A 19,583-nucleotide genomic window follows, 5' to 3' on the forward strand; every position below is an offset into this window, starting at 1 on the left:
GTAAACCTCCTATCTTCCCCCAACTGTAATTTCTTTAACTCTTAAAAGCGGTTGCCCTACATTTGTTGGAACAGAGCCACTTAAAGAACCACAAATCCCTTGACCATGAGCTAAATTTTTCCCAACCATATCTATATTCATTAAAATTTCAGCTCCATTTCCTATTAAACTTGCTCCTCTTACGGCTTTAGAAATAACTCCATTTTCAACTAAATATCCTTCAAGAATGCTAAAATTAAAATCACCAGTTATAGGATTAACTGAACCTCCTCCCATTTGTTTTGCATACAATCCATTTTCAATAGATTTTATTATTTCATCATTATCATCTTCTCCCTTTGCTATAAAGGTATTTGTCATTCTTGATGTAGGAGCATACTTATAGGATTCTCTTCTTCCACTTCCTGTTGATTTCATCCCCATTCTTCTTCCATTAAACTTATCAATCATATATGATTTAAGTATTCCATTTTCTATTAAAATATTTCTTTTAGTTTTTTCTCCTTCATCATCTATATTTAAAGACCCCCATGCATTAGGTATAGTCCCATCATCTATTGCAGTAACTTTTTTAGATGCTATCTGCTTTCCAAGCTTATTACAAAAAATAGAGTTTCCCTTAGCAACTGCAGTAGCCTCAAGCGAATGTCCACAAGCTTCATGGAATATAACACCACCAAAGGAATTTTCAATTGCTACGGTCATTTTTCCAGCTTTACAATAATCTGCATGAAGCATTGTTACTGCTGACTTAGAAGCTTCTTTTCCTAAATCACTTAAATCTATTGTGTCAAAAAACTCAAAGCCCATAGATGCACCTGGTGAGCGAGAACCTGCTTGATTATCAATACCATTTGATGCTATAGAATTTACTGCTATTCTTGACCTAATTCTTCTATCTTCAGTAAAGAGTCCTTCACTATTAGCTATTAAAATCTTTTGATCCTCATCTTTCATAGTAATAGTAACTTGAGATATTTCATTACTATACTCCTTTGCACCTTTATAAGCTTCCCTCATCTTTTCAATCTTTTTAAAAGAGTTTATAGAGGAAGGCACATATAAAATAGGATGAATATTAGTATTTACTCTTTCAACTAAATTAAGATTAATACTCTCTCCTTCAATAATATCTCCTAAAGCTAAAGCTGCTTTTTTGGCAGTATTTATTAAACTACATAAAGAGTCATCATTAGTATAAGCATATACACACTTTAAACCTTTAAAAATTCTTATACCAATTCCATAATCTTTTCCTGAAATAATATCCTTAACAACTCCTGAAGTTAATATAATATTGTTATTTATTTTTTCCTCAACAAAAACCTCTGCAAAATCCCCTCCTGTGCTAAGTGCTACAGAAAGCATCTTTTTTATTTTATCTTTACTTAACATTAAATCACTCCTAAAAACTCATTAAAATACATTTTAATTGTTAACTATATTCTAATTATATATAATTAAAATTTATACAATTAAAATAAATATTAACATTATAAAATTTTTTAGATAAATTAGGCTTTTAAAACATATTTAAACTTATTAGATGATTAACACCTATTTGTAAAGTGACATCTTATAGTAATTAGCTTAAAATTAGATTATTAAAATCATTTATAAAATCTAAAGAAAAGAGGAATTAATGTGAGGATTACTAAACAAAAATTTTTTAATGAATTTAAAAAAGACCAGGCAACCTACGATGAAATCCATGAAAACATTTTAGATGGGGTAAATATTGGTGGTTCTAATTTTATAATCTTAATGTGTGCAATAATAATAGCCTCTGTTGGACTAAATATGAATGCAACTGCTGTTATTATTGGTGCTATGTTAATTTCACCTCTTATGGGTCCTATAATTGCAATTGGTTACTCCGTAGGAATATATAACTTAAAATTATTAAAAAAAGCTGCAATTATACTAGGCATAGAAATTCTTATAAGTATAACAACTGCAACAATTTATTTTTCTTTAAGCCCAATATCTAGTGCTGGAAGTGAAATATTATCTAGAACAACTCCAAATATCTGGGATGTAATAATAGCCTTTGCAGGAGGAATTGCAGGAATTGTAGGTATAACTCGTAAAAAACCAGGAAACATATTGCCAGGTGTAGCTATAGCAACTGCTCTAATGCCACCTCTTTGTACTAGTGGATATGGATTAGCTACTAAAAATATACATATTTTTTTAGGTGCTGGTTATCTATTCTTTATAAACTCATTTTTTATAGCTCTTTCAGCATTACTTGTTGTAAAGTTTATGAGAATACCAACTAGAAATACTTTATCTGAAGATAAACAAAAAAAATTAAAGAAAATAATCATAGTATCTACAATAATTGTAACTATACCAAGCTTACTTTCTGCTGCTAATATGGTTAATAATTTCATAGATAATACAAATCTTAGTAACTTTATTGAAAATGAATTGCCTTCTGAATATATTTTAAATAAAGATATAAATACAAAAGATAAGACTATAGATTTAGTTATAATAGGAAATGCCATAGATAAACCAGAGGAAGAAAGACTTCAAGATGCCTTGAAATACTACAACTTTAGTGGATATAAACTTATAATTCAACAGTCTACAGATAATCTACCTGAACTTAAAATGTACTTAGATAAAATTAAAGAACAAGATTCAGGATTTATAGGAGATTTAGAAATAAATAAAGGAAAAAATTCTAATAGTCAAAATAGTTTAAATTCTGCTGTAAACTCAGTTACTTCTTCTTTAAAAGATAAGTTTAGTGATATAAGTAATATTTATAGCGGTGTTTTAGATAATGAACTTCCTGTATTTATAATAAATCATTCTAAGGATTCTATTGATAAAGATGCAATTAATTCATACATCTTATCTAATCCTCAATTAAAAAATGCAAAGATTTATTATGAAAAAGTAGATGAAGCAAAGACAACTACTAATAATTAATATTTAAATTTAAAGGACTATAAATAATTTTAAAGTTTATAAATTATAAAATTTATAAACTTTAAAAAATTCTATAGTCCTTATTTTTATTAAATTTTAAAACTATTCTTTACCTACTAAGGAGTGTTTTTTACCATAAAATAAATAACTTATTATAAGTAAAATAAGTACTAAAATAAAAATAATCCAAGTGCTTTTAGATAAATTAGTCATTAAAAATAAACAACTTAATGCACCTAATATAGGTACTAAAGGTACTAATGGTGTTTTAAACCCTCTTTTTACCTCAGGATATTTTTTTCTAAAAGCTATTAAAGATATGCAAACTAAGGTATAGGTTAATAAAAATGCTATATTAGCAAAGTTTGCTAATTGACCTAAGTTAAAAAATCCTGCTAATAAAGCTCCAATTATCCCAACTGTCCATAAGGCTACATAAGGAACTTCTTTTTTATCAACTTTACTAAAAGTCTTTGGCAAAAGTCCATCTCTACTCATTGCTAAAAGAATATGAGATGTTGTAAAGTTACCTGCAAATATTACTGCTAAAATTCCTATAACTGTTCCTAAAGATACCACAAAAGACACCCATTTTTGTCCTACCAATTTTAAGGCATAAGATAAGGCATCACCTACATCTAAATTAGTATAAGAGGTCATTCCTGTAAGAACTAAAGAAACTGCTATGTATATCAATGTACAAATTATTAAAGAAGATATAAGACCTAAGGGTAAGGATTTTTGTGGATTTTTAACTTCTTCTGCTGCAGAAGCCGTAGCATCAAACCCACAATAAGCAAAAAATAAAGATGCTGTACCAGTTATTATTCCCTTAACTCCAAAAGGTGCAAAAGGATGCCAGTTTTCTGTATTTATATGAAAAACTCCAACTCCTATAAAAAGTGCAATAACTGCAATTTTTATAAATACCATAATATCATTAACCTTTTTACTCTCTCTTGTACCTAAAGATATTATAAATGTTATAAATAAAATAGATATCATTGCTGGCAAATTTAAAATTCCACCTTCGCTAGGTATTGCAGTATAAGCTTTAGGTAAATTTATTCCCAAAACTTCTAAAAGACTTAAAAGATACGAGCCCCATCCAGAAGCTACAGTAGCTGTTGATAAAGTATATCCTATAACTATACAAAGCCCTGAAATATATGCAATAATTTCTCCAAGCGAAACATAAGTAAAAGAATATGAACCACCAGCACTTGGGATGCTTGAACTAAACTCAGCATAACAAAGTACAATTATAGCTGCTGCAACTCCCCCACCTATAAAAGCTATAGAGGTAGCAGGACCTGATTGCTTAGATGCAACTATTCCAGTTAAAACCATAACCCCAGTACCAATTACAGACCCAACACTCATTAAAGTTAAATCTAAAGCACTTAGGGTTCTCTCCTTATTTTCACTTGCTTCGCTAAGTATTCTTTTTAAGCTCTGCTTTCTAAAAATATTCATTAAATTACTCCCCCTTTAGAATTATTTTATTTTCCTTTATACATTATATGTTAACACTTTATTCACTTTTAAGAAATATTTTCATAAATAAAAAAGACCACATAAAAATATGTGGTCTTATAATAATTTATAATACTTCTTTTAAGTCAGGGATTTTTAAAATCTATATTATAAAGTTATTAACTTATTAGTTTTTATTTTATAAATTTTAAACTTGATAAACTTTTTATATTATATTTTTCTAAATTTAATTCTAAAAGTATAGCTGCAAATATTATTAATATAGCCCCTAGTATTTGTTTATTATTTAGTAATTCTCCAAAAATAAAAAAGGCAAATATACTAGATAAAACAGGTTCCATAGAAGCTAGTATACTAGTTACACTAGCTTCTATGTACTCAGTTGATTTTATATAGAATGTATTAGATATAAAAGTGCTTAAAACACCTATTGATAATATATTTAATATGACCATTTTAATATTTTGCGAAGTCATAATTATGTTTATAGATTCTTTAAAATCTGTGAACATGGCTAAAAATAAACTTGCAAAAATATAGCCATAAATAAGCAAAGTATCTTTTCTATAATTTATAAAAAACTTTGGAAATACTATTTGAAAAGCAAATAAAAATCCAGTTACTAAACCTGCTAAAATTCCAATAGTATTTAAATTTCCCTTTGATAAGGACATATTAGAAACTAAAATGCATCCTATTAAAGTAAGAAAAATAACAGTTATCTTTTTTTTATTTAACTTTTCTCCAAAAAAGAGAACACCAAAGATTGTTACCCATATTGAATTAGTAAACATAAGTACTGTAGCTACAGATATAGGTATATATTCAACAGATAAATTATAACCAATAAAACATAAAGAAAAGGTGCCAATACCATATAATGCTGAAATAGCTAACCCCTTTAAGTCAATCTTTAAAATCTTAATATCAGTTAATACTATCCAAGTTAAAAAGCATATGGAAGATAAAAAACTTCTAACAAAGGCTATAAACATTGTGCTTAAACCTGCTTCATATAAAATCCTACTACTTATACCCATTATCCCCCAAAAAACTGTTGCTATTAAAACTAGGGTTATTCCAATTCTCTTTTGGTTCATCTTATTTCCTCTTTTTTTCTTAATTTTTAGCACAAATTATATTATATACTTATTAACAATTTTTTAAAGTTTTAAAAATGACATTTTTCCTTTAATAAATTTCATTTTTCCTTGTAATACACAAATTTATTTCTTCTAGCTTAAAATTACTTTAATTAACTAATAATCTAAAAAACTTACAACATAAAACCAGTAATATATTTTTCACTTTGTAAGTTTTATTACTTTTTTGAAAGAATTAACATAAAATTATTCATATGCTTATAAATTAAACAAAAAAAAATAAAGACCACCTTAAAAGCATTAAAAATTTTTTAAAAACTTTTAAGGTAGTCTATAAATAATATTTATTTAAAATAAACCTTATTATTTTCTAATTTATCTATTATTGCAAGAGATTCCACTCTAACTCCTAAATCTTCTAAAACTTTTCTTCCTTCTTGGAATCCTTTTTCTATTACAATTCCTATACCCACTAATTCACAACCTGCTTGATTTACTAAGTCAATCATCCCTTTAGTAGCACATCCTTGAGCTAGGAAATCATCAATTATTAATACTCTTTCCCCTTTGTTTAAAAACTGTTTTCCTACTCTAACCTTATAATCTTTTTTCTTTGTAAAAGAATGCACATTTGATTCATAAACATCCTTATCTAAATTTAAGCTCTCAGTCTTTTTAGCAAAAACCACAGGAACATAATCAAAATATTGTGAAGTTATTCCTGCTATAGCTATTCCAGAAGCTTCTATAGTAAGTATTTTATCTATCTTTTCTCCGTCAAATCTTTTTTTAAATTCTTTACCTACTTCATTTAAAAACTTTATATCCATTTGATGGTTTAAAAAACAATCAACTTTAAGTATATTTCCTTCTCTAACTTTTCCTTCTTTTAAAATCTTCTCTTTTAATGCTTCCATTTTTCTTCTCCCTGTTATAAAAATTATTTAGTAATATAGTTATCTTTAAATTCAATTAATATAAGCCACTATCCTCTACTATAAAGATAATTTCTATAAAAGCTTTAAAATAAATTAAGCATTAGTTTAAATAAATACTTTTTAATCAAAAAAATTCCCAAGCAAAAGCCTAGGAATATATAATCATTTCAAAAAGTACAGAAATCACCTATATATTCGTAGTTAGGATGTTTACGGCCTCCTAGTAGAAACACTCAACCCATATCGTCGAGCATATACGATTTACTTCTAAAGTTATTTTTAATTATTAAGTAGTATTATAAACATTTATTCTTTTAATGTAAAGTTTTATATACAAAAATACTCTAAATTCCTTATATAATAATCATAAATAAGTTTATTATATTTATATTTGTTATAATAAAACCTATAAATTAATAGAAACTAAGTTCTATATGATAGACTTAACTTTAAATTATATTTTAATACTCTTATACTTTTAGTAATTAATAAAAATTCCTAGACTAAGATTTTTAAAATAGTATATCCATTATTAATACCCTTTTCAAAATATTAATAAAATACTATTATTTTCGTAATAAAATATTATTGACATAGATTACTAAGAGATATAATATGATATTAAACTTAATAATATCTTTTGTGTTAAGAGGGAGTAGTTACAAGTTATAATATCAACAACGCGGTTAACTAAAAGTTACCTGGTATTATACACCAACATTTGGTTACAAGACTTTTAATATAATCTAAGGAATTCAAGACATTTCATTGACTATTCCTTAGATTATATTAAAAGTCTTATTTTTTTGTCTCCTATAAATAGATATTATTTGGTAACAATAAGCTTTATCTAAAGGCTAATATTAGGAAAGAAAGGAGTTAATTTTATGAAAAAAGTTTACTCAAAATCTAAAGAAGAACTTTTCAAAGAACTCGGTGTAAACAAAGATGGATTAAACAGCACTGAAGTTGAAAAAATGAAAGAGAAATACGGCAAAAATGAACTAGTTGAAGGGAAGAAAAAATCTACTTTCCAAGTATTCCTTGACCAATTTAAGGACATGCTAATAATAATTCTTATATGTGCCGCTGCTATTTCTATGTTTTTAGGAGATTTTGAAAGTGCTGCTGTTATTATATTTGTTTTAATAGTAAATGCTACTCTTGGAACAATTCAACATGTAAAGGCAGAACAATCCTTAAACAGCTTAAAGGCACTATCCTCTCCTTCAACCAAAGTACTTAGAAATGGTGAAAGAATAGAAATAGACTCTACTGATGTTGTAGTTGGAGATATTATTTTTCTTGAAGCTGGAGATTATATACCTTGTGATGGTAGAATACTTGAAAACTATAGCTTACAGGTTAACGAAAGTTCATTAACTGGTGAATCTGAAAGTATTGTAAAAATGTCTGAAATAATAAAAGGAGAAGAGGTTCCTATAGGTGATAGAAAAAATATGGTCTTCTCAGGTAGCTTAGTAACTTATGGTAGAGCTACTATTTTAGCAACAGCTGTTGGTATGAATACTGAAATAGGTAAAATAGCTCAATTATTAAATGATACTAAAGAGAAGAAAACTCCTCTTCAAACTAACTTAGATAACTTTGGTAAAAAACTTGCAATTGCAATCCTTGTAATATGTGCAATAGTATTTGCTATTAGTATTTATAGAGGTGAAGCTCTTATAGAAGCCTTCATGTTTGCTGTAGCCTTAGCAGTTGCTGCTATTCCTGAAGCTTTAAGTTCTATAGTAACAATAGTTCTTTCCTTAGGAACTCAAAAAATGGCTAAGGAAAATGCTATTGTAAGAAAACTTCAAGCTGTAGAAGGTTTAGGAAGTGTATCTATAATTTGTTCAGATAAAACTGGTACTTTAACTCAAAATAAAATGACTGTTAAAAAGATTTTTGTTGATGGACAAGTTATACAATCTAATGAATTAAATTTAGAAAAGAAAATAGATAATGACCTTTTAACAATGAGTTTACTTTGTAATGATGCAATTACAGATTGTGAAAAGGAAATAGGAGACCCAACAGAAGTTGCACTTGTAAATCTTGGAGATTTATATGGTGTTGATGAACTTGTACAAAGAGATAAATTTAAAAGACTTGGAGAAATACCTTTTGACTCTGATAGAAAGCTTATGAGTGTTGTTTATAATATTCATGGTCAAAACATAATAGCAACTAAAGGTGCTGTTGATGTACTTTTAAAAAGGTCTACTAAAATAGAAACTTCAGAAGGTGTTAGACCTTTAACTAAAAAAGACATAGCTAAAATAGAAGAAATTAACCAAGAGTTCTCAAGAACAGGACTTAGAGTTTTATCTTTTGCATATAGAAATATAGAAAGTAGAACTGATATAACTCTTAAAGATGAAAATGACTTAACTTTCATAGGTCTTATATCAATGATGGACCCTCCAAGAGAGGAATCTGCTGAAGCTGTAAAAGCATGTATAGAAGCAGGAATTAAACCAGTAATGATAACAGGAGACCATAAAATAACTGCTTCTGCAATCGCAAAGCAAATAGGTATATTAAAAGATGAAAGTGAAGCTATTGAAGGTTCTGCCTTAGATAAAGTTACTGATGAAGAACTTAAAAATATGGTAGAAAATATTTCTGTGTATGCTAGGGTTTCTCCAGAGCATAAAATAAGAATAGTTAGAGCATGGCAAGAAAAAGGTAATGTTGTTGCTATGACTGGTGACGGTGTAAATGATGCTCCTGCTTTAAAACAAGCTGATATAGGAGTTGCAATGGGTATTACAGGTTCAGAGGTTGCAAAAGATGCAGCATCAATGGTTTTAACAGATGATAACTTTGCAACTATAGTAAAAGCAATTGAAAATGGTAGAAATATTTATGCTAATATTAAAAATGCTATTAAGTTCCTACTATCTGGTAACACAGCTGGTATATTATGTGTTTTATATGCTTCAATATTAGCTTTACCAGTACCTTTTGCTGCAGTACATCTATTATTTATAAACCTATTAACAGATAGTTTACCTGCAATTGCACTAGGTCTTGAACCTCATAAAAAAGATGTTATGAAAGAAAAACCTAGAAAAGCTAATGCTTCTATTTTAACAAAAGACTTTATTGCAGATGTATTATTTGAAGGTGTAGTAATTACAATTGTAACTATGATTGCTTTCTATATAGGTTTAAATCAAGGTGGAGCCTTATTAGCAAGTACAATGGCATTTGCTACATTATGTTTATCAAGACTTGTACATGGATTTAATAGTAAATCTAAAAATCATGTATTATCAAAAGAACTTTTCTCTAATAAATATTTATGGGCTGCTTTTGGTGTAGGATTTATTCTTTTAAATGTAGTTCTTTTAGTTCCTGCTTTTAAAGGATTATTCCAAGTTGCACCACTTACACTTAATAATTTATTTACTATATATGGCTTATCACTATGCACATTTATAGTTATACAAGCCTTTAAATTTATAAGAGAAAAAGTTACTAAAAATCATAAAGAAACAGTAGCAGAAGCACCTAATAAAAATAAAGCTGCTTAAAATAAAAAAGACCAAAGTAAATTTTTACTTTGGTCTTTTTTATTTTATATAAAATTATTGTCACTTCTTATAGCTTTATAAAAAAGGTAATATGATAAAGTCATATAAGGTTGTAGCCATAGCATACCTATACCTAAAATAAGCCAAGATAAAATTATCCATCCTATAAAACTTAACTTCATTACTATATAAGCTATTCTATGTCCCTTAGTTATTTTTATACTAATATCTAAAGCTTCTAAAATGCCCACATTCTCATCCTCTGTAAAAATCATAGGAATAGGAAATAATATAGCCTCTATTAATAAAGCTAAAAAAGCTAAAATTATTAAAAAGGCAATTAAAAGTATAAAAACACTATTTTGCAAAGATAGAGCTAAAATAATAGGAAATATAATTACTAATACTAATATAGATAATATAGATGTTAATATATTAAAAACTGTAATCTTAAATGTTGCCTTAAAACTTATAAAACAATCTAAATACTTAACCCTTTCTCCACTTTCAGTTAACTTCATACAATATTTTATAAAACTTCCTGTTAAAAAAGCTGTAAGAAAATAAAGTAAAATCCAACCCACTAAAGGAATTATTGATAATAAGAAACTAAATACAATATTAAAAAAAGCATAAACTATAGTAGCCCCAGCAGCATTACTCCACCGTCCACTTAAAAGATTTTTTGCATCCTCTTTACATTCAATCCTATAATTCAAATTTATCCCCCTAAAAATTATTTAATTAATTTATTCTATTCGATTATACCATATTTTGCCACTAAAACAAATTACTTGTATTAAGCTTTTTAAACTCTGATATAATTGTATATATACTTATTTAAAACAAATTTAACTATAAGGAAGAGATTAATGAGAAAAAAATACTTTATTTTAACAATTTTATGTATGATTTTAGGACTATGTTCTAGAAAATTTATAATTTATATGCCTAGTTTAATTGCTCCATATTTAGGTGATACGCTTTGGGCATCTATGGTTTACTTTGGATTTAGATTTTTATTTCCTAAACTTAGCCTTAATTATGGCTTTTTAATTGCAATAATATTCTCCTTTTCAATAGAGTTTAGTCAAATATACCAAGCACCATGGATAAATAGAATCAGAGATACTACTTTAGGCTCCTTAATCCTTGGGCATGGTTTCTTATTTAGCGACTTGATTTGCTATACTGTAGGCATAATAATAGCCTTATTTATAGATAAAATATTTATAAAAAAAAGCTCTAAGTAAAAAACTTAGAGCAAACAAGAGGTATCTACAATAGCAACCACAATATGACTTAATAATTTTTTAAGTCATATATTATCTTATATTCAACAATTTATCAAAATATACCTATTGATAAAATTAAAGAGGCAAAAACAATTGAAATCATTGACATTAACTTTATTAAAATATCAATTGAAGGTCCTGTAGTATCTTTAAAAGGGTCTCCAACTGTATCTCCAACTACTGCTGCTTTATGACAATCAGAACCTTTTCCTCCTAAAACTCCTCCTTCAATATATTTTTTAGCATTATCCCAAGCTCCTCCTGAATTAGCCATCATTATAGCTAACACAAAACCAGTTACCGTAGAACCTGCTAAAAGACCAGCAACTCCATTTGGTCCTAATAAAAATCCTGTTATTATAGGAGTTAAAATAGCTACTAAAGCAATTGGAATCAACTCTCTTTGAGATGATTTTGTACATATATCTACACATTTTTCAAAATCTGCTTCTGCTTCCCCCTCTAAAAGACCCTTTATTTCTTTAAATTGTCTTCTCACCTCAATAACAATCTTAGAAGCCGCTCTTCCTACAGCATCCATAGTTAATGCTGAAAAAACAAAGGTAACCATTCCCCCAACAAAAAGTCCTATTAAAACCTGTGGATTTATTATAGATAGATTAAAAGTAAAATCAATTCCCTTTGATAAGGAAATATTCTCTACAGAATCTTTATATGCTGCTATAAAAGCTAAGGCTGTTAAGGCAGCAGAGCCTATTGCAAAGCCTTTTCCTGTAGCAGCTGTTGTATTTCCTAATGAATCTAAAGCGTCGGTCCTTCTTCTAACCTCAGGACTTTGTTCTGTCATCTCTGCAATTCCACCTGCATTATCTGCTACTGGTCCATAGGCATCTGTAGCTAAAGTAATTCCTAAAGTAGATAACATTCCTACAGCTGAAATAGCAATTCCATAAAGCCCTAGACTAAAATCTTTATTTCCACCAGATAGTAAAAAGCTACTTATTATAGATATAGCTATTATAATAACTGGCATAGCAGTAGATAGCATACCTAACGATAATCCTCCTATTATTGTAGTAGCTGAACCTGTTTTAGTCATATCAGCTAATTTTTTTGTAGGCTTATAATTATCACTAGTATAATATTCTGTAAAATATCCAATTAAAATTCCAGCAATTAATCCTGATAATATACTAAAATATATTCCTAAATTATTTTCTCCAACAACTATTTTAACAATAAAAAAACCTGAAATAGCCACTAAAATTGAAGATATATATGTTCCTCTTCTCAAAGCTGAAAGTAATGATTTCTGTGTTGCATCCTCCTTTGCCTTTACAAAAAATGTTCCTATAATACAAGCAACTGCACCTACAGAAGCAATAATTAAAGGAAGTACTACTCCCTTTATTCCTAAACCAGCTGAAACAGCTAAAGCACAGGCTGAAACTAAGGAACCTACATATGATTCATATAAATCTGCTCCTAATCCAGCAACATCCCCTACATTATCTCCTACATTATCAGCTATAACAGCTGGATTTCTATGATCATCCTCTGGAATACCAGCTTCAACCTTTCCAACTAAGTCTGCTCCAACATCAGCAGCCTTTGTAAATATTCCTCCTCCAACTCTTGCAAAAAGTGCCATAGAAGAAGCTCCCATTCCAAAAGTTAACATAACAGAAGTTATTTGTCCTATTTTTTCAGCCTCAGGTAAATATGCATAATACCAATCTAATATATAGTACCAAATTCCTAAATGAAAAAGTGCTAACCCTACAACTACTAACCCCATTATAGCTCCACTAGAAAAAGCAATTCTTAAAGCATCATTTAAGCTTTTTTTAGCTGCCATGGTTGTTCTAGAATTAGCATTAGTTGCTGTTTTCATTCCTAAATAACCACTTAGTCCAGAAAATAATCCTCCTGTCAAAAATGCAAAAGGAACAAAAATGGATAAGTATCCTTTAAAACTCAAAAAAATTAATATAATAAACATTCCTAAGAAAAATAAAGAAACACCCCTATACTGTCTAACTAAAAAAGCATTAGCTCCTCTTTTAATCTTCTCAGAAACTTCTCTTATTTTTTCATCCTCTACAGGATTTTTCATTATACCTTTTCCTAGATAAAGAGCAAATAAAAGCGATATTATAGAACATATTGGTACCAAAAGCATAAGGTCCATTTTTCTATCCTCCTATTTTCTTTATAAATTTAAAAAAAATTTGTAAAAATCAACAAATTTTTTTTAAATTTTAATAATGATATAAAAAATTTAACTTTAAAGAAAAATAAAGTAAACCTTTACAGGAAAATAATTTTAAATACCTCCTTTTAAAATTATTTAAGTTTTTAAAACTTAATTTAGGTTCTATTACTAATATATTTATTAAAGCTTTTTTATTTTCCTAATATTTTTTAAATAAACATTTTATTTACAATTTATCAAATTTATTTATTTTCTATATATTATATTAAAATACTTTTTTTAACTATTATTCTTTTAAAATACAAATTATTTATTAAAAATTTAATTTTAATTTTATAAATACATTTAACTTAAAATAAACTTAATTCTTTTAACAAATTGTAAACATTTTTTTCTCTTTAGGACTATTATTTTTTTATGGATATGTTATTATTAATATGAACCTAGTCCATATTTAAGCTATTTTCACATATTAAAATAAACCAAAAAAAAGATTTCTTTTAATATATGAAAATGCTTTTTATGGACAGGCTCTAAATCTAATAAAGAAAGAAGGTTTTATTATGCCTAAGTTATTAATCCCAGCTATTATATTTATAACTTTAGCACTAATATTCTACACAATTGGTGTTTGGAGCGAGCATAGAGCAGGTATTTTGAAGAAAAAACATGTAATAATCTTCTGGTGTGGTTTAGTTTGCGATACTCTTGGAACTTTCACAATGAGTAGAATAGTTGCTGCTGGAACTGATAAGGGTATTACCCCAAGAGATTTATTCATACATCAATCAACAGGTATGCTTGCTATTATATTAATGCTTATACATGCTGTTTGGGCAACTATAGTTTTAAATAGAGGTAGTGAAAAAGCAAAAGCAATATTCCACAAATTTAGTTTAGTGGTTTGGTTCATATGGCTAATTCCTTACTTCGTAGGTATGTACATAGGAATGACATCTTAATAAAAAAAACTCCTTTTAAATTAATTAAAAGGAGTTTTTATTTTATAACCTTATTTTATTATTTTATTCACATACCTTACCTGGATTTAAAACATTATTTGGGTCAAAAACTAATTTTATTCCTCTCATAATATCCATAGTAGCCTTATTTAAAGATTCATCTAAATAAATTCTCTTAGCTAAACCAATACCATGTTCACCAGAAACCTGTCCATTTAGTTCTCTTTGTTTCTTATAAAGAATTTCCATAGCTTCTTTAAGCTTTTTATCCCATTCTTCATCAGATAATTCATCCTTTAAGATATAAATGTGTAAATTCCCATCACCAGCATGACCAAAACTTCTTATTCTAACCTTTAATTGCTTTTCAACTTCATTTGTGAACTTAACAAACTCTGCAACCTTATTTCTTGGTACAACAACATCAACTTCATCTAAATCACTAGTTGATGCTTTTATAGCTTCTAAAAATGCTCCCCTTGCTGTCCATATAGATTCTTGTCTTTCCTCTGTATCTGATATAAAGACATCTAAAGCACCTGCTTTTAAGCATATATCTGCAACCTTTGCATAATATCCTTCTACTTCTTCCTTTGAATTTCCATCAAAACTTAATATTAAGTAAGCATTTGAAGTATTATCAGGGAATTTTTTCCCTAAAAATTCTTCAGCTGATAATATTAAATCCCTTTGCATAAATTCTATAGCAGTCGGAATATTTTTTGATTTTATTATTTCAGGTACTGTTTCTATAGCAGTATCTAAGTCATTAAAAGGCACTAAAAGACTTATTACCTTTTTTGGAAGTGGTATTAATTTTAAAACTATTTTAGTTATTATTGCTAAGGTTCCTTCTGAACCAACTATTAAATCTTTTAAGCTATATCCAGAACTATTTTTAACAACCTTTCCTCCAAGCTCTAAAATTTCTCCACTTGGAAGAACTACTTCTATACCTCTTACATAATCCCTTGTTACACCATACTTAACAGCTCTCATACCACCTGCATTAGTACTAACATTACCACCTATTGTTGCTGTTTTTTCTCCTGGGTCTGGTGGATAAAATAAATCATGTTCCTCAACAAACTTTGAAATTTCCATAATAAGAACTCCAGGCTCAACAGTAAGAGTTAAGTTTTCTTCATCTAACTCTAATATCTTATTCATTCCAGTTAAGTCTAAAACAATTCCTCCAAGTATTGGAACTGCTGCTCCAACAAGACCAGTTCCTGCTCCTCTTACTGTTATAGGAATTTTATTTTCATTAGCATATTTCATTATTTCAACTATTTCTTCTCTATTAAGTGCCTTAACAACAATATCAGGCATATGTTTTTCAGAACCTAACTCATCATGAGAATAATCTTCACTTATATCTAACCCTGTAAATACTCTTTCCTCATCTTTTATAATTTCTTTTATAAAATTAATACCTTTTTCATCTATTTTATTATAACTCATACTAAAGCACCCCTTCTCCTTTTATTTTCTCAATAAGTTTAGGAACAATCTCATAAATATCACCAACTATTCCATAATGAGAAACCTCAAATATAGGTGCCTTTTCATCTTTATTTATAGCAAATATATAATCTGCATTATTCATTCCTGCTACAAATTGAATAGCTCCTGAAACACCACAAGTTATTATAAGCTTAGGTCTTACAGTTCTTCCACTTAATCCAACTTGTCTATTTGCATCAGCCCATCCATTCTCTATAAGAGGTCTTGTAACTGCAACTTCTCCTCCTAATAAATCAGCTAATTCTTTTATAAGTTTTAAATCCTTCTCTGCCTTTACTCCTCTACCTGCTACAACTATTACTTCAGCATCTGATATACTATGTTCCTTTGGTTTTTCCTTAATCTCCTTAACCTCGATATCTGACTTTAATTTATCCTTTTCTATTTCAAAGTATTTAATCTCTCCAGTACATTCATCATTTCTCTCTGGTGCAGACATAACTTTATATCTAACAGTTGCCATCTGAGGTCTTGAATTTGGTGTAACTATTTGTGCCATTATATTTCCACCAAAAGCTGGTCTTATCTGAACTAAATCTGTATTTTCTTTTATATCAAGTATAGTACAATCAGCAGTAAGACCAGTTCTACATCTAGCAGCTACTCTTGGGGCTAAGGATCTTCCTAGTGTAGTTGCACCAACTAAAATTGAACAAGGTTTTATCTTGCTTATAAAGTCATAAAAGACAGCTGTATAAGGTTCAATTCTAAAGTTTTCAAGTTCTTTATAATCATAAACTATAACTTCATCTACTCCATAATGTAGAAGTTCTCCAGCTTTATCTTTTATTCCATTCCCCATAAATAAACAGTAAACCTTTTGATTTATTTTATCAGCTAATTCTCTAGCCTTACCTATTAATTCTAAAGTTACAGGGTGAATCTCTCCATTTACATGGTCAACATAAACGGCAATACCTTTCCATTCATCCTTATTAACTAAAACTTTATCCTTATCTTCAACAAATTCAAAAGCACCCTTAGGTCCCTTTCTAACACAAACTTTACACATTCTACAACTTGCATTTATTTCTACTTTTCCATCAACTATTTCCATAGCTCCAAATGGACAAATTTTTATTACATTATTCATATCATCTATTTTATCTTGATGAACTACTAATCTACCCATAATATTTACCCCCTATATAAACTTAAGCTCTCTTAATTTATCTTCCATTTTTTCGCTTAATTTTGCTGCATCTCTAGTCCAAATTTCATGGTCATCATTATTACTTGGTGGAAATATTCTTTCAACTTGAGTAGGTGAGCCATTTAATCCATATTTTTTCTCATCTTTATCTTCAAAATCCTTTAAAGATATTACATTTATTTCTCTCTCCTCTGTTTCAAGTTTCTTTTTATAGGATGGTAACCTTGGTTGAAAAATATCTTTATCCACAGTTAAAAGACAAGGATACTTAACCTCTAAAACCTCTATTGTATTTGGCATATCCATTTCAACTTTAATAAAGTCTTCATTCACATCTAGTATTTTTCTAACATTTGCAACATGAGGTACACCTAAATACTCTGCCATTTCAGGACCAACCTGTGCTGTATCTCCATCTGTAGTCTGTTTACCACAAATAATTATGTCAAAGTCTCCACATTTTTTAACACCTTGTGATAAAGTATATGAAGTTGCTAAAACATCAGCTCCTGCAAATTTTCTATCTGAAACTAAAGTTCCTTCATCAGCTCCCATAGCATAAGCTTCTTTTATTACAGCTTTAGCCTGTGGTGGCCCCATACTTATAACCTTTATACTTCCTCCCTTCTTTTCTTTTATTCTAAGAGCAGTTTCTAATGCATATAAGTCATAAGGATTCATCTTTGAATCTACACCATCTCTTTTTAAAACTCCTGTCTTTTCATCAACCTCAACCTTTGAAGTACCTGGAACTTGTTTGATACAAACCATAATCTTCATAAAATCACTCCATTCCCTCTAAAACTCTCATCTTTTTGTTTTAAATTAGTTTAAATTTGATAAACGTTTTCACTTATACAAAAACTAGGCTTCCTAAATAACTTATTACACCTAATAATATTACGTATATAACGCATACCTTTAATGTTGAATTTAATATCTTTCCCTCTTTTCCAGCTAGTCCTGTTGCTGCTGTAGCTACAGCTATACTTTGAGGTGATATCATTTTACCTGCAGTTGCTCCACAAGTATTTGCTGCTGCAAGCCAAGCTGGCTTTATTCCTAAAGATTCAGCAGCCGCTGCTTGAAGAGAACCAAATAATACATTAGCAGAGGTATCACTACCTGTTACAAAAGTTCCTAAAGCTCCAATAAAAGGTGCTATAAAAGCATAAAATGAACCAGTTATCATAACTAATACTGTAGCTATAGATGAAACCATTCCACTATAACCCATAACCTTAGCTAAAGCTATTATTGCAAGTATGGTTATTGTAGATTTACTCATTTGTTTAATGGTTTTCATTAAAAGTCCTACCATTTCTTTAAAAGAAGCCTTTTGTATAAAGCCTCCAATAAAAGAAGCTATTAATATTAAAATTCCAGGAGTTGTTAGCCATACAAAGGTGTATGGTTTAGCTCCAAGGCCTGTATAAATATTAACAGAAGTTCTAACTTCACTTAACATATTATATAGTGATGGAAATAATGGACTAATACCTATTATTATTACTAATATTAATATAAATGGAGAAAAGGCAATTAGGACACTTTTAAAATTAAATTTCTCTTCTTCTTTAGTGTTATCCTTATGTTTATAAAATTTCTTTGCCATAAAAATTGTAACTAACAATGAAACTATTGAACCTAAAACTGCTGGTAATTCAGGTCCTAAAAATTTAGCTACTAGTACTTGAACTATACCAAAAGAAAGGCCAGAGGCTAAGGTTATACCAAATACCCCTTTAATCCCCTTTAAACTCTTTTCAGTTAAGGCTACCAAAACAAAAGGAATTAATATTACAAAGAAAAGTAATTGTAGTACTACATAATAACTTAAAGATTCTATAGGAACTGAAGCTACATTAGCTAAAGTTATAACTGGCAACCCTATAGCTCCAAAGGCTGTAGGTGTAGTATTAGCTACTAGGCAAATAACAGATGCAAAAAAAGGATTAAACCCTAAAGCTGCCATTATTCCAACAGGAATAGCAACTGCCGTTCCAAAACCTGCTACAGCCTCTAAAAATCCACCAAATCCCCATGATAATATAAGAACTAAAATTCTTTTATCATCACTAACACTTATTAGCATTGATTTTATTACTTCCATAGCCTTTGTATAAACTACTAAGTTATATGTAAATACTGCTGCAATAATAACTATCATTATAGGCCATATTCCTAAAGCAACTCCTTCTAAAGCTGCTGTTAAAGCATCTAAAGTTGGCATTTTCCATGCAAATATAGATAATAAAATGGTAATTATTAAAGCTATAGGACATATTTTATGAGCTGGAATTTTAAGAACTCCTAAACCAATAATTAAAATTATTATAGGAATAAGAGCTAGAAAGAACATAAGATAAATATTCATTTTTTCACCCCTCATAACAACTTTTAAATTATAATTTGGTATGACCAATTTTTACTTAGAAAATAAC

The 19,583-nt window shown here is 28.6% G+C and carries 14 protein-coding genes and 1 riboswitch; of the genes, 4 read left to right on the top strand and 10 right to left on the bottom strand.

Annotated elements, in window-relative coordinates:
• Positions 1 to 9: 9 nt before the first annotated feature.
• Positions 10 to 1,395 (bottom strand): TldD/PmbA family protein, encoded by a 1,386-nt coding sequence (locus AC4FRL_RS07965; RefSeq protein ID WP_491139692.1) that lies wholly within the window; start codon positions 1,393 to 1,395, stop codon positions 10 to 12.
• Between the two features lie 249 nt (positions 1,396 to 1,644).
• On the opposite strand from AC4FRL_RS07965, the gene AC4FRL_RS07970 reads away from it, so the two are divergent.
• A complete protein-coding gene (locus AC4FRL_RS07970) occupies positions 1,645 to 2,943 on the top strand; it encodes a DUF389 domain-containing protein (protein ID WP_491139693.1) in 1,299 nt (432 codons plus the stop codon).
• 102 nt (positions 2,944 to 3,045) lie between these two features.
• On the opposite strand, the gene AC4FRL_RS07975 is transcribed toward AC4FRL_RS07970, so the two are convergent.
• From AC4FRL_RS07975 to AC4FRL_RS07985, 3 genes are all read right to left on the bottom strand, one after another.
• Positions 3,046 to 4,419, bottom strand: coding sequence for an APC family permease (locus AC4FRL_RS07975; RefSeq protein ID WP_491139694.1), 1,374 nt, complete (start codon positions 4,417 to 4,419; stop codon positions 3,046 to 3,048).
• Between the two features lie 194 nt (positions 4,420 to 4,613).
• Positions 4,614 to 5,540 (bottom strand): DMT family transporter, encoded by a 927-nt coding sequence (locus tag AC4FRL_RS07980; RefSeq protein ID WP_491139695.1) that lies wholly within the window; start codon positions 5,538 to 5,540, stop codon positions 4,614 to 4,616.
• 347 nt (positions 5,541 to 5,887) lie between these two features.
• Entirely contained in the window at positions 5,888 to 6,460 is a 573-nt protein-coding gene (locus AC4FRL_RS07985) for a xanthine phosphoribosyltransferase (protein ID WP_491139696.1), read from the bottom strand.
• A 199-nt stretch (positions 6,461 to 6,659) separates the two neighbouring features.
• Positions 6,660 to 6,761: riboswitch (purine riboswitch) on the bottom strand.
• 607 nt (positions 6,762 to 7,368) lie between these two features.
• Between AC4FRL_RS07985 and AC4FRL_RS07990 the strand changes: the two genes are divergently transcribed.
• Positions 7,369 to 10,026 (top strand): calcium-translocating P-type ATPase, PMCA-type, encoded by a 2,658-nt coding sequence (locus AC4FRL_RS07990; protein ID WP_491139697.1) that lies wholly within the window; start codon positions 7,369 to 7,371, stop codon positions 10,024 to 10,026.
• 44 nt (positions 10,027 to 10,070) lie between these two features.
• On the opposite strand, the gene AC4FRL_RS07995 is transcribed toward AC4FRL_RS07990, so the two are convergent.
• A complete protein-coding gene (locus AC4FRL_RS07995; protein ID WP_491139698.1) occupies positions 10,071 to 10,745 on the bottom strand; it encodes a DUF975 family protein in 675 nt (224 codons plus the stop codon).
• A gap of 153 nt (positions 10,746 to 10,898) precedes the next feature.
• On the opposite strand from AC4FRL_RS07995, the gene AC4FRL_RS08000 reads away from it, so the two are divergent.
• On the top strand, positions 10,899 to 11,279 hold the full coding sequence (locus AC4FRL_RS08000; protein WP_491139699.1) for a ribosomal maturation YjgA family protein: 381 nt from the start codon (positions 10,899 to 10,901) through the stop codon (positions 11,277 to 11,279).
• Between the two features lie 94 nt (positions 11,280 to 11,373).
• Here AC4FRL_RS08000 and AC4FRL_RS08005 read toward each other — a convergent pair whose 3' ends face one another.
• Complete coding sequence (locus AC4FRL_RS08005; RefSeq protein ID WP_491139700.1) at positions 11,374 to 13,473, bottom strand: sodium-translocating pyrophosphatase; 2,100 nt, start codon at positions 13,471 to 13,473, stop codon at positions 11,374 to 11,376.
• Between the two features lie 587 nt (positions 13,474 to 14,060).
• On the opposite strand from AC4FRL_RS08005, the gene AC4FRL_RS08010 reads away from it, so the two are divergent.
• Entirely contained in the window at positions 14,061 to 14,459 is a 399-nt protein-coding gene (locus AC4FRL_RS08010) for an HsmA family protein (protein ID WP_491139701.1), read from the top strand.
• 63 nt (positions 14,460 to 14,522) lie between these two features.
• Here AC4FRL_RS08010 and AC4FRL_RS08015 read toward each other — a convergent pair whose 3' ends face one another.
• The 4 genes from AC4FRL_RS08015 to AC4FRL_RS08030 form a co-directional block, all read right to left on the bottom strand.
• Positions 14,523 to 15,923, bottom strand: a complete 1,401-nt coding sequence (locus tag AC4FRL_RS08015; protein ID WP_491139702.1) for an FAD-binding oxidoreductase — start codon at positions 15,921 to 15,923, stop codon at positions 14,523 to 14,525.
• 1 nt (position 15,924) lies between these two features.
• On the bottom strand, positions 15,925 to 17,118 hold the full coding sequence (locus tag AC4FRL_RS08020; protein WP_491139703.1) for an electron transfer flavoprotein subunit alpha/FixB family protein: 1,194 nt from the start codon (positions 17,116 to 17,118) through the stop codon (positions 15,925 to 15,927).
• A 12-nt stretch (positions 17,119 to 17,130) separates the two neighbouring features.
• Positions 17,131 to 17,919: an electron transfer flavoprotein subunit beta/FixA family protein gene (locus AC4FRL_RS08025; RefSeq protein ID WP_491139704.1), complete on the bottom strand. Its 789-nt coding sequence runs from the start codon at positions 17,917 to 17,919 to the stop codon at positions 17,131 to 17,133.
• A 73-nt stretch (positions 17,920 to 17,992) separates the two neighbouring features.
• Entirely contained in the window at positions 17,993 to 19,516 is a 1,524-nt protein-coding gene (locus tag AC4FRL_RS08030; RefSeq protein WP_491139705.1) for an L-lactate permease, read from the bottom strand.
• Between the last annotated feature and the right edge of the window lie 67 nt (positions 19,517 to 19,583).

The sequence above is a fragment of the Clostridium sp. TJA032 genome (genome assembly GCF_058310275.1).